At 66.5% G+C, this 25,247-nt stretch carries 23 protein-coding genes; 12 read left to right on the top strand and 11 right to left on the bottom strand.

What is annotated here, in order from left to right; genetic code table 11:
• Positions 1 to 69 precede the first annotated feature (69 nt).
• Together AC3EDY_RS04380 and AC3EDY_RS04375 are read left to right on the top strand one after the other, a co-directional pair.
• Positions 70 to 759: a YiaD family glycine zipper/OmpA-like lipoprotein gene (locus AC3EDY_RS04380; protein ID WP_488571261.1), complete on the top strand. Its 690-nt coding sequence runs from the start codon at positions 70 to 72 to the stop codon at positions 757 to 759.
• Between the two features lie 137 nt (positions 760 to 896).
• Positions 897 to 1,910, top strand: a complete 1,014-nt coding sequence (locus AC3EDY_RS04375) for an aldo/keto reductase (RefSeq protein ID WP_488571260.1) — start codon at positions 897 to 899, stop codon at positions 1,908 to 1,910.
• A gap of 33 nt (positions 1,911 to 1,943) precedes the next feature.
• Here AC3EDY_RS04375 and AC3EDY_RS04370 read toward each other — a convergent pair whose 3' ends face one another.
• A complete protein-coding gene (locus tag AC3EDY_RS04370) occupies positions 1,944 to 2,726 on the bottom strand; it encodes a 3'(2'),5'-bisphosphate nucleotidase CysQ (RefSeq protein WP_488571259.1) in 783 nt (260 codons plus the stop codon).
• A 195-nt stretch (positions 2,727 to 2,921) separates the two neighbouring features.
• Between AC3EDY_RS04370 and sucC the strand changes: the two genes are divergently transcribed.
• Both sucC and sucD read left to right on the top strand, forming a co-directional pair.
• Positions 2,922 to 4,136 (top strand): ADP-forming succinate--CoA ligase subunit beta, encoded by a 1,215-nt coding sequence (sucC, locus tag AC3EDY_RS04365; RefSeq protein WP_488571258.1) that lies wholly within the window; start codon positions 2,922 to 2,924, stop codon positions 4,134 to 4,136.
• 3 nt (positions 4,137 to 4,139) lie between these two features.
• Positions 4,140 to 5,024 (top strand): succinate--CoA ligase subunit alpha, encoded by an 885-nt coding sequence (gene sucD, locus AC3EDY_RS04360; protein WP_488571257.1) that lies wholly within the window; start codon positions 4,140 to 4,142, stop codon positions 5,022 to 5,024.
• Between the two features lie 90 nt (positions 5,025 to 5,114).
• Here the strand turns inward: sucD and AC3EDY_RS04355 are convergent, their stop codons facing one another.
• From AC3EDY_RS04355 to AC3EDY_RS04340, 4 genes are all read right to left on the bottom strand, one after another.
• Positions 5,115 to 7,553: a ligase-associated DNA damage response DEXH box helicase gene (locus AC3EDY_RS04355; RefSeq protein ID WP_488571546.1), complete on the bottom strand. Its 2,439-nt coding sequence runs from the start codon at positions 7,551 to 7,553 to the stop codon at positions 5,115 to 5,117.
• A 61-nt stretch (positions 7,554 to 7,614) separates the two neighbouring features.
• Positions 7,615 to 9,024, bottom strand: coding sequence for a phosphoglucomutase/phosphomannomutase PgmG (pgmG, locus tag AC3EDY_RS04350; RefSeq protein ID WP_488571256.1), 1,410 nt, complete (start codon positions 9,022 to 9,024; stop codon positions 7,615 to 7,617).
• Between the two features lie 54 nt (positions 9,025 to 9,078).
• Entirely contained in the window at positions 9,079 to 9,423 is a 345-nt protein-coding gene (locus AC3EDY_RS04345) for a J domain-containing protein (RefSeq protein ID WP_488571255.1), read from the bottom strand.
• Positions 9,420 to 10,241, bottom strand: a complete 822-nt coding sequence (locus tag AC3EDY_RS04340) for a division plane positioning ATPase MipZ (RefSeq protein ID WP_488571254.1) — start codon at positions 10,239 to 10,241, stop codon at positions 9,420 to 9,422. The genes AC3EDY_RS04345 and AC3EDY_RS04340 overlap by 4 nt, the downstream gene beginning before the upstream one ends.
• Before the next feature lie 229 nt (positions 10,242 to 10,470).
• Here AC3EDY_RS04340 and dacB point away from each other — a divergent pair, with 229 nt between their 5' ends.
• Positions 10,471 to 11,874 (top strand): D-alanyl-D-alanine carboxypeptidase/D-alanyl-D-alanine endopeptidase, encoded by a 1,404-nt coding sequence (gene dacB / locus AC3EDY_RS04335; RefSeq protein WP_488571253.1) that lies wholly within the window; start codon positions 10,471 to 10,473, stop codon positions 11,872 to 11,874.
• Positions 11,875 to 11,907: 33 nt separating this feature from the next.
• The gene (locus AC3EDY_RS04330) at positions 11,908 to 12,417 is read left to right on the top strand and encodes a (2Fe-2S)-binding protein (RefSeq protein ID WP_488571252.1); all 510 of its coding nucleotides are present in this window, start codon (positions 11,908 to 11,910) and stop codon (positions 12,415 to 12,417) included.
• Between the two features lie 95 nt (positions 12,418 to 12,512).
• On the opposite strand, the gene AC3EDY_RS04325 is transcribed toward AC3EDY_RS04330, so the two are convergent.
• The 4 genes from AC3EDY_RS04325 to AC3EDY_RS04310 form a co-directional block, all read right to left on the bottom strand.
• Positions 12,513 to 12,950 carry an ExbD/TolR family protein gene (locus AC3EDY_RS04325; RefSeq protein ID WP_488571251.1) on the bottom strand — a complete coding sequence of 146 codons (438 nt, stop codon included), beginning with the start codon at positions 12,948 to 12,950 and terminating at the stop codon, positions 12,513 to 12,515.
• A 63-nt stretch (positions 12,951 to 13,013) separates the two neighbouring features.
• Positions 13,014 to 13,544, bottom strand: coding sequence for an ExbD/TolR family protein (locus AC3EDY_RS04320; protein ID WP_488571250.1), 531 nt, complete (start codon positions 13,542 to 13,544; stop codon positions 13,014 to 13,016).
• 128 nt (positions 13,545 to 13,672) lie between these two features.
• On the bottom strand, positions 13,673 to 14,434 hold the full coding sequence (locus AC3EDY_RS04315) for a MotA/TolQ/ExbB proton channel family protein (protein WP_488571249.1): 762 nt from the start codon (positions 14,432 to 14,434) through the stop codon (positions 13,673 to 13,675).
• Positions 14,435 to 14,530: 96 nt separating this feature from the next.
• Positions 14,531 to 15,193 (bottom strand): energy transducer TonB, encoded by a 663-nt coding sequence (locus AC3EDY_RS04310; RefSeq protein WP_488571248.1) that lies wholly within the window; start codon positions 15,191 to 15,193, stop codon positions 14,531 to 14,533.
• Between the two features lie 449 nt (positions 15,194 to 15,642).
• Here AC3EDY_RS04310 and AC3EDY_RS04305 point away from each other — a divergent pair, with 449 nt between their 5' ends.
• Together AC3EDY_RS04305 and AC3EDY_RS04300 are read left to right on the top strand one after the other, a co-directional pair.
• Positions 15,643 to 16,413: a hypothetical protein gene (locus AC3EDY_RS04305; RefSeq protein ID WP_488571247.1), complete on the top strand. Its 771-nt coding sequence runs from the start codon at positions 15,643 to 15,645 to the stop codon at positions 16,411 to 16,413.
• 140 nt (positions 16,414 to 16,553) lie between these two features.
• Positions 16,554 to 17,876, top strand: a complete 1,323-nt coding sequence (locus AC3EDY_RS04300; RefSeq protein WP_488571246.1) for a homoserine dehydrogenase — start codon at positions 16,554 to 16,556, stop codon at positions 17,874 to 17,876.
• A gap of 10 nt (positions 17,877 to 17,886) precedes the next feature.
• Here AC3EDY_RS04300 and AC3EDY_RS04295 read toward each other — a convergent pair whose 3' ends face one another.
• Positions 17,887 to 18,399 (bottom strand): hypothetical protein, encoded by a 513-nt coding sequence (locus tag AC3EDY_RS04295; RefSeq protein ID WP_488571245.1) that lies wholly within the window; start codon positions 18,397 to 18,399, stop codon positions 17,887 to 17,889.
• A gap of 185 nt (positions 18,400 to 18,584) precedes the next feature.
• Entirely contained in the window at positions 18,585 to 20,981 is a 2,397-nt protein-coding gene (locus tag AC3EDY_RS04290; RefSeq protein ID WP_488571244.1) for a TonB-dependent receptor, read from the bottom strand.
• A gap of 336 nt (positions 20,982 to 21,317) precedes the next feature.
• Here AC3EDY_RS04290 and AC3EDY_RS04285 point away from each other — a divergent pair, with 336 nt between their 5' ends.
• The 4 genes from AC3EDY_RS04285 to gltX are packed head-to-tail and all read left to right on the top strand — an operon-like array spanning position 21,318 to position 25,246.
• A complete protein-coding gene (locus AC3EDY_RS04285) occupies positions 21,318 to 22,088 on the top strand; it encodes an energy transducer TonB (protein ID WP_488571243.1) in 771 nt (256 codons plus the stop codon).
• A 10-nt stretch (positions 22,089 to 22,098) separates the two neighbouring features.
• Positions 22,099 to 22,779 (top strand): Fe2+-dependent dioxygenase, encoded by a 681-nt coding sequence (locus AC3EDY_RS04280; RefSeq protein ID WP_488571242.1) that lies wholly within the window; start codon positions 22,099 to 22,101, stop codon positions 22,777 to 22,779.
• The gene (locus AC3EDY_RS04275) at positions 22,776 to 23,870 is read left to right on the top strand and encodes an alpha-hydroxy acid oxidase (RefSeq protein WP_488571241.1); all 1,095 of its coding nucleotides are present in this window, start codon (positions 22,776 to 22,778) and stop codon (positions 23,868 to 23,870) included. The genes AC3EDY_RS04280 and AC3EDY_RS04275 overlap by 4 nt, the downstream gene beginning before the upstream one ends.
• Positions 23,871 to 23,920: 50 nt before the next feature.
• Complete coding sequence (gene gltX / locus AC3EDY_RS04270) at positions 23,921 to 25,246, top strand: glutamate--tRNA ligase (RefSeq protein WP_488571240.1); 1,326 nt, start codon at positions 23,921 to 23,923, stop codon at positions 25,244 to 25,246.
• Position 25,247: the final 1 nt, after the last annotated feature.

The following is a 25,247-nucleotide window of genomic DNA, read 5'->3' as shown; positions in this document are numbered from 1 at the left end:
GGCAGTCAACAGCGCCGGCAACGCAGCCGGCGACACGGCCGGGCCGTGAATGCATAAGGGGAATTTGCCATGAAGCTCACTCGGGTGTTCGTCTCCAGCATGTGCGCTGTGTCGCTCGTCAGCCTGTCGGCCTGCGTCACCGATCCCAACACCGGGCAGAAAAAAGTTTCCCGCACGGCCATCGGCGCCGGCGCCGGCACACTGGGCGGCCTGCTGCTGGGCGGCCTGATCGGTGGCGGCACCGGGCGCATCATCGGCGCCGGCATCGGCGGCATCGCCGGGGCGGCCGTGGGCTATACCATGGACAAGCAGATCAAGCAGCTGCGCGAGAACACCGCCGGTTCGGGCGTGGAAGTGACGCCCACCGACAATGGCCAGGCGATCCTGGTCAATCTGCCCAACGGCGTGACGTTCGATACAGACAGCACGCTGATCAAGCCCGCCTTTCGCGATACGCTCGATCGCGTGGCACAGTCGCTGGTGCAATATCCCAACTCGCTGATCGACGTTTACGGGCACACCGATTCGACCGGCTCGGACGGCTATAACATGACGCTCTCGCAGAACCGCGCGCAGGCGGTGTCCGATTATCTCGCCTCGCGCGGGGTGGCCCCGGCACGTATCCGCGCGCAAGGGTTCGGCAAGACCCGCCCGATCGCCTCCAACGCCACCGAGGAAGGCCGCGCCGCCAACCGCCGCGTGGAAATCAAGATCGTGCCGGTGACCCAGGACGACGTGGCCCGCGCCCGCGGCCAGTAATCGCAGCAAGGGCTTTTGCCGGAACGTTCAAAGGGCCCCCCTTGCAAGGGGGGCGCCCTTTCTGCTGTCTGTCGAGACGGTTGACGCAGTGCGGCGCGGGCTGGCATGCCGCGCCCGAACGAGGAGATTATCCGGTCATGTCCACCGTTTCGCAAGTCACCCGCCGCGCGCTTGCCGGGCGCATGGTCAATCCGGTCGGTCTAGGCTGCATGTCGCTCAGCTGGGCTTATGGCGGCCGCCCGAGCGACGGAGAGGGCCTCGCCCTGCTGCACCGCGCGATCGACATCGGCTACGATCATTTCGATACCGCGCGTCTTTATGGCCTTGGCCACAACGAGACGCTGGTGGGCCAAGCGCTCAAGGGCAAGCGCGACAAGGTCTTTCTGGCCAGCAAGATGGGCATTTTCGCCAGTGGCGAGAAGCGCGGCGTCGATTGCCATCCCGCGACGATCCGAGCCGAGCTGGAAACCTCGCTGAAGCTGCTGCAGACCGACCACATCGATCTCTATTACCTGCACCGCCGCGATTTTGCAGTGCCGATCGAGGAGTCGGTCGGGGCCATGGCCGATCTCGTCAGGGAAGGAAAGATCGGCGCCATCGGCCTTTCTGAAATGTCGGCCGAGACGCTGCGGCGTGCCGCGGCCGTTCATCCCATCGCCGCTATGCAGACCGAGTATTCCCCCTGGACGCGGCAGGGCGAGATCGCGGTGATCGAGGCCTGCCGGCAGCTCGGCACCACCTTCGTGGCCTTTTCCCCGGTGGCGCGCGGCGTGCTCGCCAACGGCGTGCGCGATCCCGGGGCGCTGCCCGACGGCGACATCCGCAAGATGATGCCCCGTTTCTCAGGCGAAAACTGGCCGCGCAACCTTGCCCTGGTCGACGGCTTCAACGCGATCGCCGCGCGCGAAGGCGTCACGCCGGCGCAGCTTTCGCTGGCATGGGTGCTGGGCAAGGGCGAGCATATCGTGGCCATTCCCGGCACGGGCAAGATCGCCCACCTGGAAGAAAACATCGCCCGCTGGGACTGGGCCATTCCCGCTGACCTCACGGCCGAAATCGACGCGCTGATCAACCAGCAGACCGTCGCCGGCCATCGCTATGCCGGTGCCATCCTGCACACGATCGATACCGAGGATTTTGCCCCCGCCTGAGGATCCGCGAGGGGCCGGTGAAAGACCGGACGCTCAGCGCCGCGCGGTTCGCGATCGTCCGGGGCTCACCCGCGCGCGCGCTTCGGCATGGATGGCCGGGGCGCTGACCAGCACGCCGAAACTGCGCGGGTCGGGCTTGTTGAACAGCAGGTCCGTGCCACGGGCGTCGGTCACGGTCGCGCCGGCCTCCTGCGCGATCAGGGCGGCTGCGGCAATGTCCCATTCATAGCCCCACCGCCACGTGGCAAGCAGGTCGGCCTCGGCCGCGGCCACCATGGCCATGCGCAGCGCGATCGAATTGGGCTTGGCCACCATGACCAGGTCCATGTCCGCTGCCGGCACATGATCCGTCGGCACCCGCGCGCCGCGCAAGGCGGTGCGCTGGCTGGCCGCCAGCGGCAGGCCGTTGCGGGTCGCGCCCTGTCCGGCCCGCGCCAGCCAGACCTCGCCCCGCGCCGGCGCTGCCAGCATGGCCAGGATCGGGCGCCCCGTCTCCACCAGCGCAACCGACACCGCCCACCCCCGTCGCCCGCGCACGAAATCGCGCGTACCGTCGACGGGATCGACCACCCAGCACAGGCCGCGCGCCAGCCGGGCAGGATCATCGGCGGTTTCCTCCGACAGCCAGCCGGCATCGGGCACCAGGGCACCCAACGCATCGCGCAAATAGGCATCGACCGCAATGTCGGCATCGCACACCAGGTTATCGGGGCTCTTCTCCCACACCTTGGGCTTGTGCCCGTGCCCCGGCCACAGCGCGAGCGCTTCGGCTGCAGCTCTTTCGACGATGGATGCAAAGATGACGGGATCGATCATGCGCCTGTCAGCCTTGGGCGCGTGCCTGCCGATTGGCAAGGGGGGCGCGGCCCGACGGCACCGGCCCGCGTTCCCGCAAGGGCGCGGTTAACCGCCCGCTGAATCTCTTTGCAACTGCGAAGACCTGTGCTTATGGCAGCGCGGAAATCACGGCGCTACGCCATCCCTTCACTCATAGGTAAGCGGGGATCCTGTATGAACGTCCACGAATATCAGGCCAAGGAACTGCTCGCGAAATTTGGGGTCGGCATTCCCGCCGGCATTGCCGCGCTCACCGTCGAAGAAGCGGTGGCGGCCGCCAGGCAACTGCCCGGCCCGCTCTATGTCGTCAAGGCGCAGATCCACGCCGGTGGCCGTGGCAAGGGCAAGTTCAAGGAACTGCCGGCCGATGCCAAGGGCGGCGTGCGCCTGGCCAAAAGCGTCGAGGACGTTGAAACCTTTGCCAAAGAGATGCTCGGCAACACTCTCGTCACTGTGCAGACCGGCGAAGCAGGCAAGCAGGTCAACCGCCTGTATGTGACTGATGGGGTTGATATTGCAAAGGAATATTACCTGTCACTGGTCGTCGACCGTGGTACCGGCCGCGTTGCCCTGATCGTCTCGACCGAAGGCGGGATGGACATCGAGGAAGTCGCCCACGCGACTCCCGAAAAGATCGCCACGATCACGATCGATCCGGCGCAGGGTTTCATGCCGCACCACGGCCGCGCCGTAGGCTTTGCCCTGGGCCTGTCGGGCGACCTCAACAAGCAGGCCGCCAAGATCGCCCAGCAGCTCTACACCGCCTTTGTCGCGCTCGATTGCGACATGCTCGAAATCAACCCGCTGGTCGAAACCAAGCCGGATTCTTCCGGGGCCGCCAAGCTGCTGGTTCTCGATACCAAGATGAGCTTCGATTCCAACGCGCTGTACCGTCACCCGGACGTTGTTGCACTGCGTGATGAAACCGAGGAAGACCCGGCCGAAATCGAAGCCAGCAAGTACGATCTCGCCTATATCAAGCTCGATGGCGATATCGGCTGCATGGTCAACGGCGCGGGCCTCGCCATGGCCACGATGGACATCATCAAGCTGAACGGCATGTTCCCGGCCAACTTCCTCGACGTGGGCGGTGGCGCCAACAAGGAAAAGGTCACGGCCGCGTTCAAGCTGATCCTGTCCGATCCGGCAGTGAAAGGCATTCTGGTCAACATCTTCGGCGGCATCATGAAGTGCGACATCATCGCCGAAGGTATCGTTGCCGCGGCCAAGGAAGTGAACCTTCAGGTTCCGCTCGTCGTGCGCCTCGAAGGCACCAACGTGCAGGCGGGCAAGGACATTCTCGCCAATTCCGGTCTCCCCATCGTTCCGGCCAACGACCTTGGCGATGCTGCCAAGAAGATCGTCGCCGAAGTGCAGAAGGTCGCCTGATCCATGAGCATTCTGGTCAACAAGAACACCAAGGTCATCACCCAGGGCATGACCGGCGCCACCGGCACGTTCCACACGGAACAGGCTTTGGCCTATGGTACGCAGATGGTCGGCGGCGTCACCCCGGGCAAGGGTGGCACCACGCATATCGGCCTGCCCAATTTCAACACCGTGGCCGAAGCCAGGCACGCCACCGGCGCAACCGCCTCGTGCATCTACGTTCCGCCGCCATTTGCCGCGGACTCGATTCTCGAAGCGATCGATGCGCAGATGGAACTGATCGTCTGCATCACCGAAGGCATTCCCGTGCTCGACATGGTCCGCGTGAAGCGGGCGCTGCAGGGCAGCAAGTCGCGCCTGATCGGCCCCAACTGCCCCGGCGTGCTGACGCCCGACGAATGCAAGATCGGCATCATGCCGGGTTCGATCTTCAAGAAGGGCTCGGTCGGAGTGGTCTCGCGCTCGGGCACCCTCACCTATGAAGCTGTGTTCCAGACCTCGAACATCGGCCTGGGGCAGACCACGGCTGTCGGCATCGGCGGCGACCCGGTCAACGGCACCAACTTCATCGACGTGCTCGAGCTGTTCCTCGCCGACGAGGACACCAAGTCGATCATCATGATCGGCGAAATCGGCGGCGACGCGGAAGAACAGGCCGCGCAGTTCCTGATCGACGAAGCCAAGCGCGGCCGCAAGAAGCCGATGGCCGGCTTCATCGCCGGCCGATCGGCGCCTCCGGGCCGCCGCATGGGCCACGCCGGGGCGATCGTCTCGGGCGGCAAGGGCGATGCGGAAAGCAAGATCGCCGCGATGGAAGCCGCGGGCATCCGCGTCTCCCCCTCGCCAAGCCTGCTGGGCGAAACCCTGGCCGAAGTGCTCAAGGGCTGATCGGCTAACCAAGCTAACGAAAAGGCCAAGCTGACGAAAAGGCCGGAAGGGCACACTTCCGGCTTTTTTCGTGTCACGCGCCTTCCTTGTTCAGAACGCCGCGTCGAGCCGCATCGCCAACCCGCCCAGGCTTTCGGCCTCCAGCACCAGTTCGTCGTCGGCAGCGCCTGCCGGCAGGCTTTCCCGGCCAATGATCACCAGCACCGGCACCGCCAGCGGCGTCACTCGCTCCAGCTCGACATGCACGAGTTGCGCCGCCGAACGATCGAGCAGGTCGGCCAGCCGGCCCACGTCGGTCATCCGCGCCCGCGCGTCGGCCCAGGCCGCTTCGATCAGTACGTGATCGGGCTCGTACTTGCACAGCACCTCATAGATCAGATCGGTCGAAAAAGTGACCTGCTTGCCGCTTTTGCGCTTGCCGGGATGCTGCCGCTCCACCAGCCCGGAAATCACCGCCACTTCGCGGAACGCGCGGCGCAACAGGTGCGAATTCTGCACCCATTCGACGAATTCGTGAGTCAGGATATCGGGCGAAAGCAAGGGCGCGGGATCGCGGATCGGGCGCAGGCTCCATACCGCCAGAGCATAATCGTTGGCCACGAAACCAAGCGGCCCCAGCCCGAGCGCGTCCATCCGCCGGGTGATCAGCATGCCCAGCGACTGGTTGGCGTTCCACCCTTCGAACGTGTAGAACACGCTATAGGCGCGGCCCTGGTAGGGAAAGCTTTCCACCAGCAGTTCGCCCGGGGCAGGCAGGCGGCTGCGCCAATCCTGCATTTCCAGCCACTCGCGCACATCGTCGGGAAAGCGCGCCCAGGTGCTGCGGTTGGCCAGCATCGCCTGCACGCGGGTGGAAAGATGGGTGGTAAGTGGCATGCGCGCGCCGCCATAGCTCGGGATCTGCCCGGCTTTTTTCGCCGCCCGCACCACCAGTTCCAGATCGCGGACCCCTTCCACTTCCAGATCCAGCCCGGCAAAGCGGAACGTGTCGCCCGGGCTCAATTGCGCGCCAAAATGCTCTTCCACTTTGCCCAGCGAGCGCCCGTTGCGGAAACGCACTTCGAGCATTTCGGAATCGACGATAATCCCGGCATTCATCCGGTGCCGTGCAGCCTGTTCGGGATGAGCCAGGCGCCAGACGCCGTGGCGATCCCGCACGATGCGGGCAAAGCGGTCATAGGCGCGCAAGCTGTATCCGCCCGTCGCCACGAAATCGAGCACGCGGGCAAACGCGGCTTCGTCCACCCAGGCATAGGGTTGGGTCGATCGCACTTGCGCCAAAAGCGCGGCCTGGTCGAACGGCCCGGCACAGGCGCAGCCCATCACGTGCTGCGCCAGCACGTCGAGCCCGCCCGGGCGGAAATCCTCGCCATCGCGCTGGCCCTCGTTCACCGCGTCGCGCGCGGCCATCGCCTCGACATATTCGAAGCGGTTGCCCGGCACGAGCACGGCGCGGCTGGGCTGATCCAGCCGGTGGTTGGCGCGCCCGATCCGCTGCAACAGGCGCGAAGAGCCTTTCGGCGCGCCCATCTGCACGACCAGATCGATATCGCCCCAGTCCACCCCAAGATCGAGACTGGCCGTACACACCAGCGCCCGCAGTTCCCCCCGCGCCATCGCCGCTTCCACCTTGCGCCGCGCTTCGGCCGAAAGCGAGCCGTGGTGAATGCCGATCGGCAGGTTCCCGTCGTTGGCATCCCACAGCAGCTGAAAGATGTATTCGGCCAGAAAGCGCGTGTTGGTGAACACCAGCGTCACGCGGTTGGCGCGGATCATCTCGATCAGTTGCGGCACGGCCCAGGCAGCGGCATGGCCGCCCCAGGGCACGCGCTCTTCGCGCGGCAGCAGGATTTCGACCTCCGGCGGCGCGCCCGCTTCCCCTTCGACCAGCCGAACGCCGTCGATCTCGCCCCAGGGCGCCAACCAGGCGCGGAAAGCTTCGGGCTCGGCCACCGTAGCCGACAGCGCGGCGCGTTGCAGGCCCGGGCTGATCGCCTGAAGGCGCCCCAGCGCCAAGGCCAGCAGATCTCCCCGCTTGCCCGTGGCAAAGGCGTGAATCTCGTCGATTACCACGCGTTGCAGCCCGCCGAAAATCTCCGCCGCCTCGGGATAGGACAGCAGCAGCGACAGCGATTCAGGCGTGGTCAGCAGAACGTGCGGCGGTTTTGCCCGCTGCCGCGCCTTGCGATCCGAGGGGGTGTCGCCGCTGCGGGTTTCCACGCGCAGGCCAAGGCCCATTTCGGCAACCGGCGTCAGCAGATTGCGCTGCACATCATGGGCCAGCGCTTTCAGCGGCGAGATATAGAGCGTGTGCAATCCCTCGGGCGGCGGCGCCCCATCCAGCCGCGAGGAGCAGAACGCGGCGAGCGTGGGCAGAAAGCCTGCCAGGGTCTTGCCCGCGCCCGTATCGGCCACCAGCAGTGCATGTTGCCCGGCATCGCCAGCCTCGAGCATCGCGGCCTGGTGGCCCCGCACGCGCCAGCCTCGCCCGGCAAACCAGCTTTCGATTTCGGACGGGACCATGGCCATGGCGTGAAGATAGGAAGCCACCGACGCCAGGTCTACACGCGGCATAACGCGCGCGCAGGGCTTAACGGGCGGTAATGGAACGGCCCCCGCGCGCCAGCCCCGACAGCGCCAGTTGCGCGTCGATCTGCGCGACGAGCCGGGCGAGGCCCTCTTCGCTATCGCTTTCCGCCCGCGCCACCAGCGCGGCCTGCGTGTGCGAGGCGCGCAGCAGCCACCAGCCATCGGGCGTGGTCACTCTGACGCCATCGATCGTGACCATATCGGCCGATGCGGCGGCCAGCCTGGCTTTCACTTCGTCCACGGCGGCAAACTTGCGCGCCTCGTCCACCGCAAAGCGCAATTCGGGCGTGGCATGGGTTGCGGGCATGGCGCCGCACAATTCGGTGATCGAGCGGCCGAGCCGCACGGTTGCCGCGATCAGACGGATTGCTGCAAAGATGCCGTCGTCGAAGCCATACCATTCGTCGGCAATAAAGACATGGCCGCTCATTTCGCCTGCCAGCAGCGCGCCGGTTTCGCGCAGACGGGTCTTCATGTGCGAATGGCCCGATTTCCAGATCTGCGCCTCGCCGCCCAGCGCCCGCACGCTGTCGAACAGCGCCCGCCCGGTCTTGATGTCGCCCAGCACCAGCGCGCCGGGGCGGCGCGGCAGCAGATCCTGCGCCAGGATCATCATGATCTGATCGGCCCAGATCACGCGCCCTTGCGCATCGACCGCGCCGATGCGATCGGCATCGCCATCGAACGCCACGCCGAAATCCAGCCCGCCCTCGCGCACCGCGCGGCGCAGATCGGCAAGGTTTTCCTCGACTGTGGGATCGGGGTGATGATTGGGAAAGGTCCCGTCCACTTTCGAGAACAGCAGTTCATGGCGCCCGGGCAGGCGCGCCACCAGCCGCTCGAGCACCGGGCCTGCGGCGCCATTGCCCGCGTCCCAGGCCATGGCCAGATCGGCAAGCGCGCCACGATCGATCCCCTTGAGGCCCTCAAGCAGGCGCTCGACATAGGCATCGATCACCAAGGCACTGCGTATCGTGCCCGTGCCGCTTGCCCAGTCGCCCGCTGCCGCCTGGCGGCCGAGATCCGTGATCGCTTCGCCAAAAAACGGCTGGCCATCCAGCATCAGCTTGAAACCGTTGTGATGGGCCGGGTTGTGGCTGCCGGTGATCTGAATGCCCGCGACGACGCCGGGCAACGTCAAAGCGGCGAAATAGAGCATCGGCGTTGGCCCCAGCCCTGTGCGGATCACATCCACGCCGCTCGACACCAGCCCTTCGACCAGCGCATGTTCGAGAATGGGCGAACTGACCCGTCCATCCATTCCCACCGCCACGGCGCCAGGACCCTGCCGCCCGACGCGCGTGCCAAACGTGCGGCCGATCGCCCGGGCATCCTCGGCGCCCAGGCTTTGCCCGAACACCCCGCGCACATCGTATTCGCGCAATATCGCGGGATCGAAGCTGTGGCTCATGTCCACAGTTCGCCCGTCATCGATCCGTCCGGCATCGATTCTTTCGGCATCGCTTCAACGCCGGTCGACCAGACGGGCCAGCAGGAGATCACGGGCGGCATTGGCTTCGTGCACCGCCTCGTTGCTGCCGCCGCGATCGGGGTGAACCATACCCAGCAGGCGGCGGTGCGCCTCGATGATCTGTTCGCGCCCGGCATCGGCCCCTACGCCAAGAAGATTGCGCGCCCGCGTTTCGGCAAGAGAACGTGCGTCTTGCCCGCCCAGTTTCCAAGGCCCCATTTCCCAGGGCCCCATTTCCCAGGGCCCCATTTCCCAGGGCCCCATTTCCCAGGGCCAGCGCCGCGTCAGCAGCTTGACCGCGACGCACACCAGCGCGGCCAGCAGCAGCAGCTTGATCATGCCACGTCGACCAAAGGCGCGGCCTGGGTGGCGCGGCCGGCCGGCAGCGGAAGATTTAGCCCGGCCACCAGCGTGCGCAGTTCCTGGCGGGCCACCAGGTGGCTGGTGCCCAGTTCGCCCAGATGGCCCTTGTCCAGCAAGGTCAGCCCGCTGGGAAACAGCTCGCGATAGATCACGCGTTCCGACAGGCCGCTGGAAATGCGAAAACCCACGCGCTTCGACAGTTCGTTGAGGGCCTGATCGATGCGCCGCTGGTTGCGCGCTTCCACGTGCTGGGTGCGATTGCGTACCACCACCCAGTCCATCTCGCGCCGGGCATCGCGGATCGTTGCCAAGGCTCGTTTCTTGCGGGCTTCCCAGATCAATTCGGCATAGAACGAAAGCCGCCGCACACGGAAGGTTTCGGCATCGACCTGGCCGATCAGGTCGAAATCGACGAAGCTGTCGTTAAGCGGCGTGACCAGGGTATCGGCCCCGGTCGCCACATGGCGGGCCAGCGGATCGTCGCGCCCCGGCGTATCGAAAATCAGGAAATCGTGATCCTGCGAAAGATCGGCCACCAGGGCATCGAGCGCGTCGGTCGTAGTCTCGTTGAACACCACGTGCGTGGCATTGGGCAGCGGGATCTGGCGCCGGCGCGCGGTCTCGTCGCGATTCTGGAGGTAGCGGTGCAGCGTGGCCTGGCGATTGTCGAGATCGATCGCGGCCACCCGCGCTCCTTGATAGGCCATGGCGACGGCCACGTGCACGGCCGTGGTGGATTTTCCGGTGCCGCCCTTTTCGTTGGCAAAGACGACGCGATGGGGACCTGTGGACACGCGGCTTTCTCTCTCGATTTCCGGCCATCGGCCGAGCGCTTGAAGGCCCGGCAAGGCACGGTTAGGAACGGATTCACCCGTGCGGCCGGTTGCCGTTCCGGCTTAAAGGAGTGGCCCCCGACGTGCAAACCATCAATGGCCCGGAACATCGGCCGGAAGCACAAGCGGCGTGGAAAATGGGGGAAAACGTTTTCCGCCCTGCCCGGCCGCTGGCGGGGCGGGCAGGGCGTTGATCCGCGCCGCACGCCTCGGCCTGGCGCTGGTGCTGCTGTGCTCGGCACCAGTGGCACGAGGGCGGAGCATGGCCGATGCCGCGCTCGACGCGGCGCTGGCGCGCCTGCCGGGCGGTGCGCGCATCGGGCTGCTGGTGATCGACGAAAACGGCGCCATCGTGGCCCGGCGCGATGCCGACGCACGCATGGTGCCAGCCTCGACCACCAAGCTGTTCACCACCGCGGCGGCGCTCGCGCTGTTGCCAGCCACCGATCAGCCGGATAGCGTCGGTGGCGCCAGCGTCAGCCTGGAAGGCCCGGCCGCGCTTCCCGACGTGGTGCTGCGCGGCCATGGCGATGCGCGCCTCTCGGCCGCGCGCGATTGCGCGGTGGATTGCCTTGCCACGCTGGCCGATGCCGTCGCGGCGCATGCGCGGCGGATCGGCAGCGTGATCGGCGACGACAGCGCCATGGCCGACGAGCGCTGGCCTTCGGGCATGAGCTGGGACAACATGACGACGGTTTCGGGCACGGCCGTTTCCGCGCTGACGCTGGACGACAATGTAGCGGCCGTTGAGATCATGGGCCGTGGCGAAGGAATGCCGGCAAGGATCGCGGCACCGCCCGGCATTGCTGTGACCGGGACGGTCACGAGCGCAGGATCGGGCCCGGCGGCGATCACCCGCACGGCCCTGCCCGCAAGCGATGCCTGGCAGTTGGGCGGCGTCGTTGCGGCAGGTGCCACCTGGCAGGTGCCGCTTGCCGTGGCCGATCCCGCAGCGCGTGCTGCGGCTGTTTTTCGCGATCTGCTGACGGCACGCGGCGTGACCGTACAAGGCGCGGCGCAGGCCCGCCATCGCAGCAATGCGGCACCTTTGCCCGAAGCCGTGCCGCTGGCCCGCCTCGTGCCGCCGCCGCTGGCCGATGACGTGGCGCTGATGTTGCGCGAGAGCCAGAACCTTCATGCCGAACTGCTGCTGCGGCGGCTGACACCCGCCGGAACGGTGGCCCAGGGCATTGCCGCCCGCGCCGCGGTACTTGCCCCGCTTGGCCTGCCCCCCGGCAGCGTCAGCCTATATGACGGATCGGGCATGTCGACCTACAACCGGGTCACCCCCCGCGCGCTGGTGGCGCTGCTGCGCTGGGGGCAGGCACAGCCATGGGGGCCATTGTGGATTGCCGGTTTCCCGGTGGCCGGGCAGACCGGCACCTTGCGAAACCGCCTGCGCGGAACAGTGCTGGAAGGGCAACTGCGGGCCAAGACCGGTACGCTGATGGGCACCCAGGCGCTTGCCGGCTTTTTTCCAGCGAAGGACGGGCGCAAGCTGACTTTCGCCGTGCTGGTCAACGATCTGCCCGAGGGGGCCAGCGCCGGTGGGGTTGTCGATGCGCTGCTGCTGGCCCTGGCGGCGCGGGATTGACCAGGCTTCGCACCGGCGCCTAAAGCCTGGGGGATGGCCAGCCTCACGCTCAATGCGCAGCCGCTCGATATCCGCCTGCCCGATGACACGCCGCTGCTCTGGGCGCTGCGCGATGCAGTCAATCTCACCGGCACCAAATATGGCTGCGGTACGGGCGAATGCGGGGCCTGCACGGTGATTGTCGATGGCCAGGCCCTGCCCAGCTGCACGCTTTTGCTGGGCGAAGCCGAAGGGCGCAGCGTGACGACGATCGAAGGCCTTTCGCCCGATCGCAATCACCCGGTGCAACAGGCGTTTGCCGTCGAGCAGGCGATCCAGTGCGGGTTCTGCACGCCGGGGCTGGTCATGGCGGCGGCCGCGCTGCTGGCCCGTAATGCCGATCCGACCGAAGCCGACATTGCCGCCGCGCTGCCCCATGTCTGCCGCTGCGGCGTGCAGCCGCGGCTGGTGCGGGCGGTGCAGCGGGCGGGTCGCATTCTGCGCGGCGAAGAACGCCCGGTACGCCTGCCGGTGCCGCGCACCGCCACAACCGGCGGTTTCTGACACCTCATGCCGAGATACGATTAAAGGGAGCGGATCGCTCCGCCCCCTTTATCGTGGTTCCCGGCGTGGCCGCCGGTGATACGGGCTTGAAAGCCTTACTCCGCCTTGCCGAAAGTGGCGTAGTTTTCGTTACCGACGAAGCCGAACTTGGTCACCTTGGCCGCGGTGATGTCCTTCAGCAGTCGGTTGGCCGTTTCATAGCTGGCATAGGCTTCCGGCTGGAATTGCAGTTCCGGTTCCGGGTTATAGGCCTTGGTTGCCTGAAGCAGCGAGATCAGATTGCCTTCGGTAATGGGCGAACCATTCCAGAGGATCTGATTGGCCTGAGTCAGGATCAGCTTGTTCTTCACGGGGTCGATCACCGGCTGGTTCGTAGGCGGGGTCGCCTGCGGCAGGTTCACGTTGACCGAGTGCGTGGCCACGGGGATGGTGATGATGAACATGATGAGGAGCACGAGCATGACGTCGATCAACGGCGTCGTGTTCATTTCCATCATCGGCGAGCCATCGTCCTTGCCGCCGCTCATTGCCATGGGGTGTTACTCCTGTTCGCCATGTGCGCCGCGAGGGGCGCGTCCAGGACGATCGCCACGGTATCAGCCGTTGGGATCGACCGGAGTGGAAATGAAGCCGACCTTGGGATAGCCCGCGGACTGCACGTTGTAGATCGCCCCGGCAATGCACTTCCACGGCACGTTGACGTCGCCACGGATATGCACTTCGGGGATCTTTTCCGGATCCATGTTCGCCGCGCCGCCTTCACGCTTCACGATCGCGTCGAGGCGCTCGAAAGCCTGCTTGTACAGCTCGGTATTGTCCACCGGTGCCACGTTGTTGAAATAGACGCGGCATTCGCCGTTGCGGCTCGAGCCCTGATAGCCCGGTTCGCGCGGGCTGCGGCCGTTCTCGTCGGTCGTGACCACGGCGAGCAGCAGGTTTTCGACCTTGTCCTGGGTTTCTTCCGAGGGAAGGACAGGGACCTTGAGCTTCTCGATGGTCTGGATCGCGACCGGGACCGCGATGAGGAAGATGATCAGCAGCACCAGCATCACGTCCACGAGCGGCGTGGTGTTGATGTCCGACATCGGGCGTTCTTCTCCGCCAGCGCCGCCTACAGACATTGCCATTGGTTACATCCTATCCGATTGAAGCCGCGGGAGGGGCCAGGGTACGGGTTGAAAAGCGACCCTGGCCATGACCCGCGTTCTGCGGACAAGACCGGCAGCGGGATGCCGCCGGCCCTTGTGGTGACAGCTTACTTCTTGACCGGAGCGGCAGCCGGCGTGGCCGGCTTGGCGGCCGGAGCCGGGCCGACGGCAGGCTTGACAGCGCCCTTCGACGTGATGTTGGCCAGAACATCGGTCGAAAAGCCCTGGAGCAGTTCGGCGATCTTCTTGTTGCGCGACTGCAGCCAGTTGTAGGCAAGCACTGCCGGCACGGCCACGAGCAGACCGAGCGCGGTCATGATCAGAGCCTCGCCGACCGGGCCGGCGACCTTGTCGATCGAGGCCGAACCGGCCAGACCGATAGCGATCAGCGCGCGGTAGATGCCGACCACGGTCCCGAACAGACCGATGAACGGCGCGGTGGCGCCCACGGTGGCGAGGAACGGCAGGCCGCCGGCAAGCTTGGCATTGATGCCAGCTTCCGAACGGGCGAGCGAACCGTGCAGCCAGTCATGGGCTTCGAGCGCGTCGGTCATCTTGGCGTGCTGGTCTTCGGCGGCGATGCCGTCATCGACGATCTGGCGCCAGGCGCTGTTCTTTTCCAGCTTGGCAGCGCCTTCGCGCAGCGTCGGCGCGCGCCAGAAGTTGGCCAGGGTCTTGTGCTGGTTCATGATCTTCGACTGTTCGAAGAGCTTCGTGAACAGGATGAAGAACGAGCCGAACGACATGATGCCCAGGATGGTCACCGTGGCGTACGAAATGAAACCGCCGGCCTGCAGGGCTTCCACGAAGCCGAACTTGTTCTGCGGCGCGGCATTGGCCGCAGCAGCGGCAAGCGTCTGGATAAACATTCGGGTCTTCCTCTCAAGAATTCGATAGCAAGTGCAAATTGCTGTGCGCAAGAAAGCTGTAAGGGGACGTTGGCTGGTCCCGCCGGACGACGAATACTAGTCCTTCGGGATCTGCCAGCGCACCGAACTGCTGTAGGTGCTGCCAACTGGCTGGCCATTCTGCGTGCCCGGCTTGAACCGCGCACGGCGCATCAGGTTCTGACAGGTTGCGCTGTCAAGTTCCTGGTTGCCCGAAGAACGCGTCACGGAGCAGTTGGTCGGCCGGCCGCTGGCGTCGTATTCCAGACGGAAGCCGACAGTGCCGGTGGCACCTTCACGCAATGCACGCGACGGATAATCGTTGGGCGTCACCCAATCGCTGGGATTGCCACGCGGAATGCCGGGAACCGGCGGTGGCGGAGGCGGAGGCGGCGGGGGTGCGGGCGGCGCAGGCGGCAGCACGACGGCGACCGGCGGCGGCGCGACAGGGGGCGGCGTCGTCACCGTCTGAATCGGCGGAGGAGCCAGATTCAGATTGATCGGCGGCGGCGGCGCAACGATCGGCGGCGGCGGCGTATCGGGCTGCTTTGGGGGCGGCGGCGGCGGCTCCTTCGGCTTTTCTTCCTCGATCTTTACCGCGGTGGTCACTTCCTTGATCTTCTTGAACGCCGAGTAGGCAAGGCCGGTGACCAGCGCATACCCCACGACGACATGAAGAACAGCAACGATGATGAGCGCGGTGATCTTGTTACCGCTCATCTGTTGGTCAGCGTATGCCATTCAGCTCCATTACTCCTGAATGTCCCGGCCAAGCCCGACACATCGCCCCATGAGACAACGCCTATCGTGCCCAGAAAGGACCGACGCCCGGAATCACCGTTCCGGCCGACGAGACAATCCAGCGATTTCTTCCACCCTGCCGACAACCCGGACCGCCGACATCGGACGCAGAGGGCCCGGCGGCGGCAAAATTCGGGCTTGGTTTTTTCTTTGCCCGAACGTCCGGGAGCTTTAACGCCGAACCCCTGAGGGCGCAATTGCTTTATCGGTTAAGCCAAAATTCAGCGATGCATCCCGCAATCGCAAGGAAATCTTAGGAATTTTGCGGCGCAGCGCCGCCCGGAAGGAGGAATATGCCCAAATCCGCGCATCCTGTGCGAAAATTTGTCGCAAGCTTGATACTGTTCGCGAGCATCCCAGCGCCGTTGCAGGCCAGGCCTGAGGAGGCAATGATTCGCCCGCTCGACGGCCCGGCGCCAAGCTATGCCGATCTCGTCGATCTGGCGCAGCCGGCCACCATCGCCGCAAAAGCCGTGATCACAGCTGTTTCCACCATCCGGCCGGAGCTGGCAGCCGGGGCAGCGCCGGGCAAAGTGCGGGTCTATATCGAAGCGCGGACCACGGGGCTGCTGGTCGGGCCCGACATCGGCGAAAACCTGCGATTCCTCGCGGACGTGCCACGCGATGCGCGAGGCAAAGTGCCCAAGCTGCGCAAGCTGCCCGTGCTGCTGCTGGCCGATCCGGTCGAGCGGCGCCCGGGCGAAATCACGCTGGTGGCCCCCGATGCGATGCTGGCCTGGACGCCGGAGCTCGAAGCGCGGCTGCGCCCGATCCTGACGGAACTGGTCGGGGCCGGTCCGCCCCCCGTGATCACCGGGGTGCGCGAGACGCTGCACGTGCCGGGCAACCTTGCCGGCGAAGGCGAGACCCAGGTCTTCCTGGCGACGCAGGACGGCAAGCCCGCCGCGCTTTCGATCCTGCGCCGCCCCGGGCAGCCCACCGTCTGGGGGGCGAGCTTTTCCGAGATCGTCGACCAGTCGGCCCAGCCGCCCCAGCCCGAAACGCTCGCCTGGTATCGGCTGGCATGCGCCCTGCCCCCCGCTCTGCCGCCGCGCAGCGTGATCAGCGGCACGGCCGAGGACCGGCGGATCGCGAACGAGGACTATGCCCAGGTGGTGCGGGAACTGGGACCATGCACGCGCAACCGTCCCCCGCAGTGATGCAGAGGCGTTGCGCGATGCCGGCATATTGCAGGGGCCTCTCCTTCTTGAACTGGCGGTTTCTGCTTCCAGCCGTGGCGTTGCGGAATTAGTCCACGCCGCCTAAGGCACCGGCCAGACCTGAACAGAATGGGAAGATCATGAGCGAACCCTTGCGCATCGCGCTGGCCGGGCTGGGCACCGTTGGCTGTGGCGTGATCCGGCTGATCGAAACCAACGCCGATCTGATTGCCCGCCGTGCCGAAAAGCGGATCGAGATCGTGGCGGTGGCCGCGCGTGATCGCAGCAAGGATCGCGGGGTGGACCTGTCCCGCTATGCCTGGGAAGACGACATGACGGCCATGGCCGCCCGGCCCGACGTGGATGTGGTGGTCGAACTCGTGGGCGGATCGGATGGTCCCGCGCTCACCCTCGCGCGCAATACTCTGGCAGCGGGGAAGGATCTGGTCACGGCCAACAAGGCGATGATCGCCCATCATGGCCTGGAACTGGCCGTGCTGGCCGAAACGGCCGATGCCGCGCTCAAGTTCGAAGCGGCGGTGGCCGGCGGCATTCCCGTGATCAAGGGCCTGAAGGAAGGCGTTGCCGCCAACGAGATCAAGCGTGTCTATGGCATCCTCAACGGCACGTGCAACTATATCCTTTCGACGATGGAAGACACCGGCCGCGATTTTGCCGACGTCCTCGCCGAAGCGCAGGCCAAGGGCTATGCCGAAGCCGATCCCACGTTCGACATCGACGGGATCGATGCGGCGCACAAGCTGGCCATCCTTTCGAGCGTGGCGTTCGGCACCAAAGTCGATTTCAGAAGCGTCGCCACCACCGGCATCCGCCGCATCGCCGCCGCCGACATCGCCCAGGCCGATGCCCTGGGCTATTACATCCGCCTGATCGGCATGGCCGATACCGAACTCGACGCGGCGGGCCAGCGCCGCCTGATGCAGCGCGTGCAGCCGCATCTGGTCCATCGCGACCACCCGCTGGCCCATGTCGACGGCGCGACCAATGCCGTCGTCGCCGAGGGCAATTTCGTGGGTCGCCTGCTGTTCCAGGGCGCGGGCGCCGGCGATGGTCCCACCGCCAGCGCGGTGGTGGCCGATCTGATCGACATCGCGCGCGGCGACATCGGCGCGCCGTTCTCGATCCCCGTGGCCGAACTGGGGGAAGCACCGCCGGCGCTGACGGGGCAACGCATCGGCAGCGCCTATATCCGCTTCAACGTGGCCGATCGTCCCGGCGCGCTGGCAGAAATCACTGCGGCCATGCGCGATGCCGGGGTTTCCATCGAAAGCCTGATTCAGAAAGGCACGCCCGGCGCCGCCGCGGGCGAGGCCGATACCGTGCTGGTCCACATGGTGACGCACGAAGGGCCGGAAAGCGCCATCGCCCAGGCGCTGACTTTGCTCGATGGCTCTCCCTGCCTGGCCGAACCGCCGGTCGTCCTGCCGATCCTCGAGGAATAGGGCGCCCGCATCAGGGTGCGCGGATTTCACCCTTGGCGATGCGATCGGCGTCAGAACCGGGCGGCGGCGGGGGCAGTGCCTTGATATCGAAATAATACATCGCCGCCGGCACGCTGCCAAAGCCCAGGCAGGCGCCATTGCCCTTGCACGGCGCCAGGCCGGAAACGTTGGGCGCCCGCGGCAGGCCATCGTCGGTGGAAAGCGCCGTGTCGGTCTGATCACGCATCGGCAGGCGCTCTTTTTCGCGCGATTCGGCATCGCGGCACACCACGATGGCGCCATCGGCGGAACGCCCGGGCCGGCAGCGCGTCGCCCGGCTGCCGGTAACGATCCGCTGCGCCAGATTGCCGTCGAAATCGTTGAGCGTCGGCAGGCCCGGCCCCGCCACTGGCGGCACGGTTACCGCTTCCGCCGGATCGACCGGGGAAGCGGCGGTTGCATTCTGGGCCAGGGCGGCCGCACTCGGCAGGCCAAGCGACAGCAGCAGCGTTGCAAGGACGATCGGGACGGACACTTTCGACAAAACGCGACCTCCGGTCCAGAGTCCGCCCTCAGACATGGTCTGATCGGCCGCGGCATGGTTAACCGCAAGGGCCGCCGCTGTAGAGGCCCTGCGCCTCGGCTTCAACGCACTTTGTGTCTTGGCGTGGCATCGCCAGGCGAAAGCGAGTGGCCCCGCCTTGGCCCGCCTGCGCCAGCCACATGCCGTCAAAGCCTGGCGTTGACTGTGAAGATCGCCGTGCGCCCGGGCGCCTGGCCCGCAAAGTGCGAATTGTAGGCCCGGTCGAAATAGCGCTTGTCGAACACGTTGTTGATGTTGGCCTGGAGCGAGAAGCGCGGCGTCACCTGCCAGATGGCATTGGCATCGAAGCGCCAGAAGCCCGGCACATAGCGCGCCAGCGTGTTGGTCACCACGCCGTTGCCGGTAACGCCCGCGCCATAGCCGCCATAGACCTTGCTCATGTAAAGCGCGTTGGCGCCCAGCGAGAGGCGCTGCGTGGCCTTATAAGTGGTAGTGGCGGTAAAGCTGTGATCGGGCGTATTGGGAAAGCGCTGCCCGGTGCTGGGGGACGGCACGAAATAGGCAACTCCGTTCACGGTCACCGACGTGAAGCCGCCATCGAGAATGGTCGAATCCATGTAGGTGTAGCCGCCAAAGACGCTCCAGCGCTCGGTGACATTGCCGCTGGCGGACAATTCGATGCCCCTGATGCGCCGCTTGCCGACGAAGATCACCGTGCCGTTGGCATCGTTGGCGCGGGCATTGGTGGTTTCGGTCTGGAACGCGGCGAGCGACAGCGACAGCCCTTCGCCCAGCACGTTCCACTTGGTGCCCACTTCATAACTGCGGGTGCGTTCCACCTTGAGCGAATCGGTAAGCGCCTGGCTCGTCGTGATCAGCGCATTGCTGTCGCTGCCATTGCCCAGATAGGATCCCGGCGGGGTAGCGGCGGTGGAAGCCGATGCATAGAGGCTGCCGTTTGGCGCCGGCTTCCATGTCAGGCCGGCCTGCCAGGTCACCAGGTTGTCGGTCCGGCTGTACCACGCCCGCCCGCTTTCGTCGGCAGCCGTCGCGGCAAGCCCGGGACTGACCCGCGTGACATAGCGATCGTAGCGCAGCCCCAGGTTGAGCAGCAGCGCTTCCGAAAAGCGCACCGTGTCGAACACCGAGACCGCCTGGGTATTGGCGCGCGACTTGTTCCACGTCCGTTCCGCCGACAGGGCGATCGGGGCGACGACGCCCGATCCGTCTGCCGTATAGCTCACCCACGGGTCATAAGGATTCGGATTGGCCAGCGTGGTGCAGTTGTAGGCGGCGATGGAAGCCGCGCCGCAGCGCCCGCCCGGCAGGTTTATGCCCGTGGCGATGGCCGTCCCGGTGCTGGGATTGGCCTGATAGGCGCCGACATCGGCCGTCTCGCGGCTCACTTCGGCGGTGATCGCAAAGCTGTTCTTGATCCCACCCAGCGCGAAATCGCCGAAGAAATCGGTCTGGTTGAAGAACCCGGTGGTGCGGCTGTAGCGCGTGTTGGCGCGCCGCCAGACCAGCCCGTTGATCACGTTGCCGCGGCTGTCATCGGGCTGGGTCAGGACATAGCCCTGGCTCGATACGCCATAGCGCGTCGTGTTGCGCAAAGTCAGGCCATTGCCGAAGCGATGTTCGAACCGGGCCGTGCCGGTATTGACCAGGGTCCTGCGGAAATCGCGATTCGCCAGGCCGTAAAAGGCATTGCGCGGCGTATCGGCAACCGTGGTTTCGCTGTAGCCGGCCGGCGCGTTGGCCACCGTGTTGCGATAAGGAATGCCCGTATCCGGCAGTTCGTCGCTGTCGAGGTGATAATAGTCCAGCGTCAGGCTGGTCGGGCCGGAAAGCCCGAATTTGACCGACGGCGCCACGCCCCAGCGGTCCTGCCAGATCGCATCGCGGCCGGCCACCTGCTGATCGTGATAAACGGCCGCCAGACGCAGGCCGACATTGCCGATCGGCTGGTTCACGTCGAGCAGCACGCGGCGATATGCGGCGGTTCCGGTGGCGAGCGAGGCAGTGGCAAAACGATCGCCGGTGGGCAGCTTGGAAATCATGTTGATCGCGCCGCCGACACTGCCCCGGCCGTTCATCGTGCTGTCCGATCCCTTGACCACTTCGATGCGGTCAATCGCGAAGACTTCGCGCGACTGGGCGCCGGTATCGCGCACGCCATCGAGAAACAGGCTGTTCTGCGCGTCGGCTCCGCGAATGAAAGGGCGGTCCCCCTGCGGGTTGCCGCCTTCGCCTGCCCCGAGCGTGATCCCTGGCACGAAGCGTAGTGCGTCGGCCAGGCTGGCCGTGGCATTGTCGAGCAGGACCTGGTTTGGGATGACCGTGATCGTCCGCGGCGTATCGAGCAAGGGCGCGGTATACTTGGGTGATGCGGCGCGCTCGGTCTTGTAGCTACCTTCGACGATCACCGTGTCGGTCACCGTGACCGCGCCCAGAACCGGCGGCGTGCCCGCACCCGTATCCTGGGCCACCGCGGACCCGGCGCCAACAAACAGGCTAACGCACCCCAAGGCCAGAAAACCCGCCGCATTGGCAGCGGCGTTGCGATCGGAACAATCCCTCACTCGTCAATCCTTCTGCATAGGCATCCGGCCGTGATGGCCGGGCAGCCGGTGCGGCCCCGGCGGTGGATACGCGCATACCGTTCCGCCGATGACCTCTGGCTTGGAACGAGCGCTTAATGCGAATCGCTATCATTCGCAATGCTATTGATAATGATTCTCCGACACGTCGTGACGTCATGGTTCAAGCGTTGAAAAACGCCGGGCCGGTATTAGGCGGAGGGGGAGGGGTAGAACCCGCTTGACGCTGCGGGCCATTCCATTCCGCTCGACAGATTTGGCTCTGAACGCTATGCGAATGACTCTCAATAACCCGTTCGTAAGATCGAGACCCAATTCGTGAGCAGCCAGGCCAGTTTGATTGCCATACCCGCCGATGCCCCTCGATCGGCCCCAAATCCGTTACGCGGCGAAATCGTGCCCTTGCGCGCCAGCGCCTGGCAGCCTTCGCGCTATCAACCCGGACGCAGGCTACAGGGCCCGGCACTGTTCGGCGCGGGGGTGGCGGTCGGCGGCATTCTGGCCGCTTTCCTGTCGCTGGGCGTCATCGGGGCCAAGCCCCGTCACCAGTCGCTGACAGCGGTGCGCCTGACCACCGACCTTGCCGTGCCGCCGCCGCCCTCCGCACGGCCGCATCCGCCGTCGCCCGCGCCGCACAGCGCGCCGGCCATGGCCCCGCCGCCGCCGATCGCCTTGCCGGTACAGCCCGCAACGATCGCTACGGCAACGACGCCGGCCCCGGTCCCGACGCCCATTACCGCGCCCGCCCCGGTTGTTGCCGCCCCGCCGGCGCCCGCCGCTGCGGCCCCGGCGACGACGGCGGTCGCACGGGTCCGCGATCTTTCCGTCAATCTCGTGGAAGCGACGCCGCCACGCTATCCGATCGATTCCAGGCGCGCGCGCGAGCAGGGCACCGTTGTCCTTTCGGTCACGGTCGGGCTGGACGGCCGGGTCGCCGAGATCGGCGTGTCGCGGTCCAGCGGGTTCGACCGGCTCGACCGCGCCGCGCTGAGTGCCGTCAGGCACTGGCGCTGGACGCCCACCCGCCAGAATGGGCAGACCGTGATGGTCCAGGGGCTGGTCTCCATTCCCTTCGTGCTGCAAGGCTGAAGCGGCCGCCATGATGCTGCACATCCCCGGCGTGCTGTCGCCGGAAGACGTGGCGCAGGCCCGTACCGCCCTGGCCCAGGCCGAATGGGAAGACGGCCGCGCGACGGCCGGGCATCTTGCCGCCCAGGCAAAAGCCAACCGTCAGTTGCCGCTGGCCAGCCCGGTGGGCACGGCCCTGGGGCAGCGCATTCTCGAGCGCCTGGGCCAGACCCCGTTGTTCATTGCCGCCGCTCTGCCGCTGCGCGTCCTGCCGCCACGGTTCAACCGCTATGATCCCGGCGGCGCCTATGGCAGCCATATCGACAACGCGCTGTTCCGCATGCCCGGCAGCGATATCTATCTGCGCAGCGACCTTGCCAGCACGCTGTTTTTGGCCGACCCGCACGAATACGACGGCGGCGAACTGGTGGTGGAAGACAGCTATGGCGCCCACCGCATCAAACTGCCCGCCGGTGACATGGTGCTTTATCCCGGCACCAGCCATCACCACGTCACCCCGGTAACACGCGGCACGCGGCTGGCTGCGTTCTTCTGGACGCAAAGCCTGGTACCCGCAGAGACCGACCGGCGCAGCCTGTTCGAAATGGACCAGGCGATTCAAGCGCTTGCCGCGCAGCAGCCCGATCATCCGGCGATCGCGGCGCTGACCGGGGTCTATCACAACCTGCTGCGCCGCTGGTCGCAGCCGTGATCGCGGCACAACCCCTGCCCGGCGACATCGCCACGCTGGCCGATTATGAACGACACGCGGCGACGCGGGTGACGCCCGAAACCTGGGCCCATATCCAGCAGGGCGCCACGCCGGGCAACCGCGCGGCCTTTGCGCGCTGGGGCCTTGTTCCGCGCATGCTGCGCAGCCTGGCCGGCGGCAGCACTGCCCTGACGCTGTTTGGCCAGGCCCATGCCGCGCCCATCCTGCTCGGTCCGGTCGCCTATCACAGCCTCGTCCACCCGCAGGGGGAAGTGGCCACCGCGCAGGCCGCCGCCGCGCTGGATACCACACTGGTTGCCAGCACGCTGTCGAGCGTGACGCTGGAGACGATTGTGCAGACCCTGCGCGAGGCGGCAGGGCAATTGCAGCACCCGATGCCGCCGCCGGCTTGGTTCCAGCTCTATCCCCAGCCCGATCCTGCCGCTTCGCTGGCGCTCGTGCGGCGGGCGGAAGCTGCGGGGTATGGCGTGCTGGTCCTGACTGTCGACGCGGCGATCAAGCGGGCGGAATTCGCCCTGCCCGCCGGGGTCGTGGCGGCCAATCTTGCCGGCATGGCGCCGCTGCTGCACCAGGCGGGCGCGCAGGGCGGGCATCTGGTGTTCGGCAGTGCGCTTGCCGGTCAGGCGCCGACATGGGAAACGCTGGCCTGGCTGCGGCGCGAGACCGCTTTGCCGTTGGTCGTCAAAGGCCTGCTTCATCCCGAAGACGCCCTGCGCGCGCGCGATGCCGGCGCCGACGGCATTATCGTATCAAACCACGCCGGCCGTGTGCTGGATGGCGTTGCCCCCGCGCTGGTGCTGCTGCCGGCTGTCCGGGCCGCGCTGGGCCCGGATTACCCGCTGCTGCTGGATGGCGGCGTCCGCAGCGGCGCCGATGCGCTCAAGGCCATGGCCCTGGGCGCCCAGGCCGTGCTGATCGGCGCGCCGCAACTCCATGCCCTTGCCGTGGGCGGCGTGGCCGGCCTTGCCCATATGCTGCACATCCTGCGCACCGAGCTCGAACTGGCCATGGCCCAATGCGGCTGCGCCAGCGTGGCGCAGATCGGGCGCGATCTGGTCGTCTCGCTCTAGGCGGCGCTGCCCGGCTGGCCTTCGCCGCCAATCGCGCTATAGCGCGGGCCATGACCGTGGTTACCCGCTTTGCCCCTTCGCCCACCGGCCGCCTGCATGTCGGCAATATCCGCACTGCGCTGCATAACTGGCTGCTGGCGCAAAAGCACGGCGGCCGCTTCCTGCTGCGCATCGACGATACCGATGCCGAGCGCAGCCGCGAGGAATACGTGGCGGCAATCCGTGCCGACCTTGCCTGGCTTGGCCTGCACCCCGAACGGGAGGAACGGCAATCGGCCCGCGCCGCGATCTACGAGGCCGCGTTCGCGCAGCTTGTCGCCGAGGGGCGGCTATACCGCTGCTATGAAACCGCTCACGAACTCGATCTCAAGCGCAAGATCCTGCTCGGGCGCGGGCTGCCGCCGCTCTATGACCGCGCCGCCCTGGCGCTGTCCGAAGCCGACCATGCCGCGCGCGCTGCTGCCGGCGAAGCGCCGCATTGGCGGTTCAAGCTCGATCACGAGAGGCCGATCACCTGGAACGACGGCATTCGCGGGCCGCAGCACTTCGATCCCCGCCAGATGTCCGACCCGGTGGTGCGCCGCGCCGACGGCTCGTGGCTCTACATGCTGCCAAGCGCCATCGACGATAGCGAGATGGGCGTGACCGACGTGCTGCGCGGCGAAGACCATGTTTCGAACACCGCGACGCAGGTGCAGATGTTCGAGGCGCTGGGCGCCAACCCGCCGCGGTTTGCCCACGAAGCGCTGCTGACCGGCAGCGAAGGCAAGCTGTCCAAGCGCCTGGGATCGCTGGGCGTCGCCGATCTGCGCGACGCGGGGATCGAGCCCGAAGCGCTGGTGGCTTTGCTTGCACGGCTCGGCACTTCGGATCCGGTCGATCCCGCGCTTTCGACCGGCGAACTGGCCGCGCATTTCGATCTCGCCCATTTCGGCCGGGCGCCGGCGCGGTTTGACGAGGCGGAATTGCAGCGGGTCAACGCCGCAGTGATCCATCGCCTGCCTTTTGCCCGGGTGGCCGATCGCCTGCCAGAGGGGATGGGCGAAGCCGCCTGGAATGCGATTCGCCCCAATCTGGCCCATGTCGCCGAGGCGGGCGATTGGTGGCAGGTGATCCAGGGACCGATCGCCACCCCGGATTTCGATGCGGAAACCCGCGCGTTCCTGGCCCAGGCGGCACAGGTGGCGCAAAACCTCGATTGGGCCGATCCCTGGCCGGCGCTGACCGGCGCGCTCAAGGACAGTACGGCGCGCAAGGGCAAGGCCCTGTTCCTGCCGCTGCGCCAGGCGCTGACCGGCATGGACCACGGGCCTGACATGAAAGCGCTGCTGCCGCTGATCGCGCAGGACGAAGCGGTGCGCCGGCTGGCGGCGTGAC

It is taken from the genome of Novosphingobium sp. DS6-6, assembly GCF_057784975.1.
Note: the sequence above shows the minus strand (reverse complement) of the source record. Positions and strands in the feature narration are given on the sequence as shown.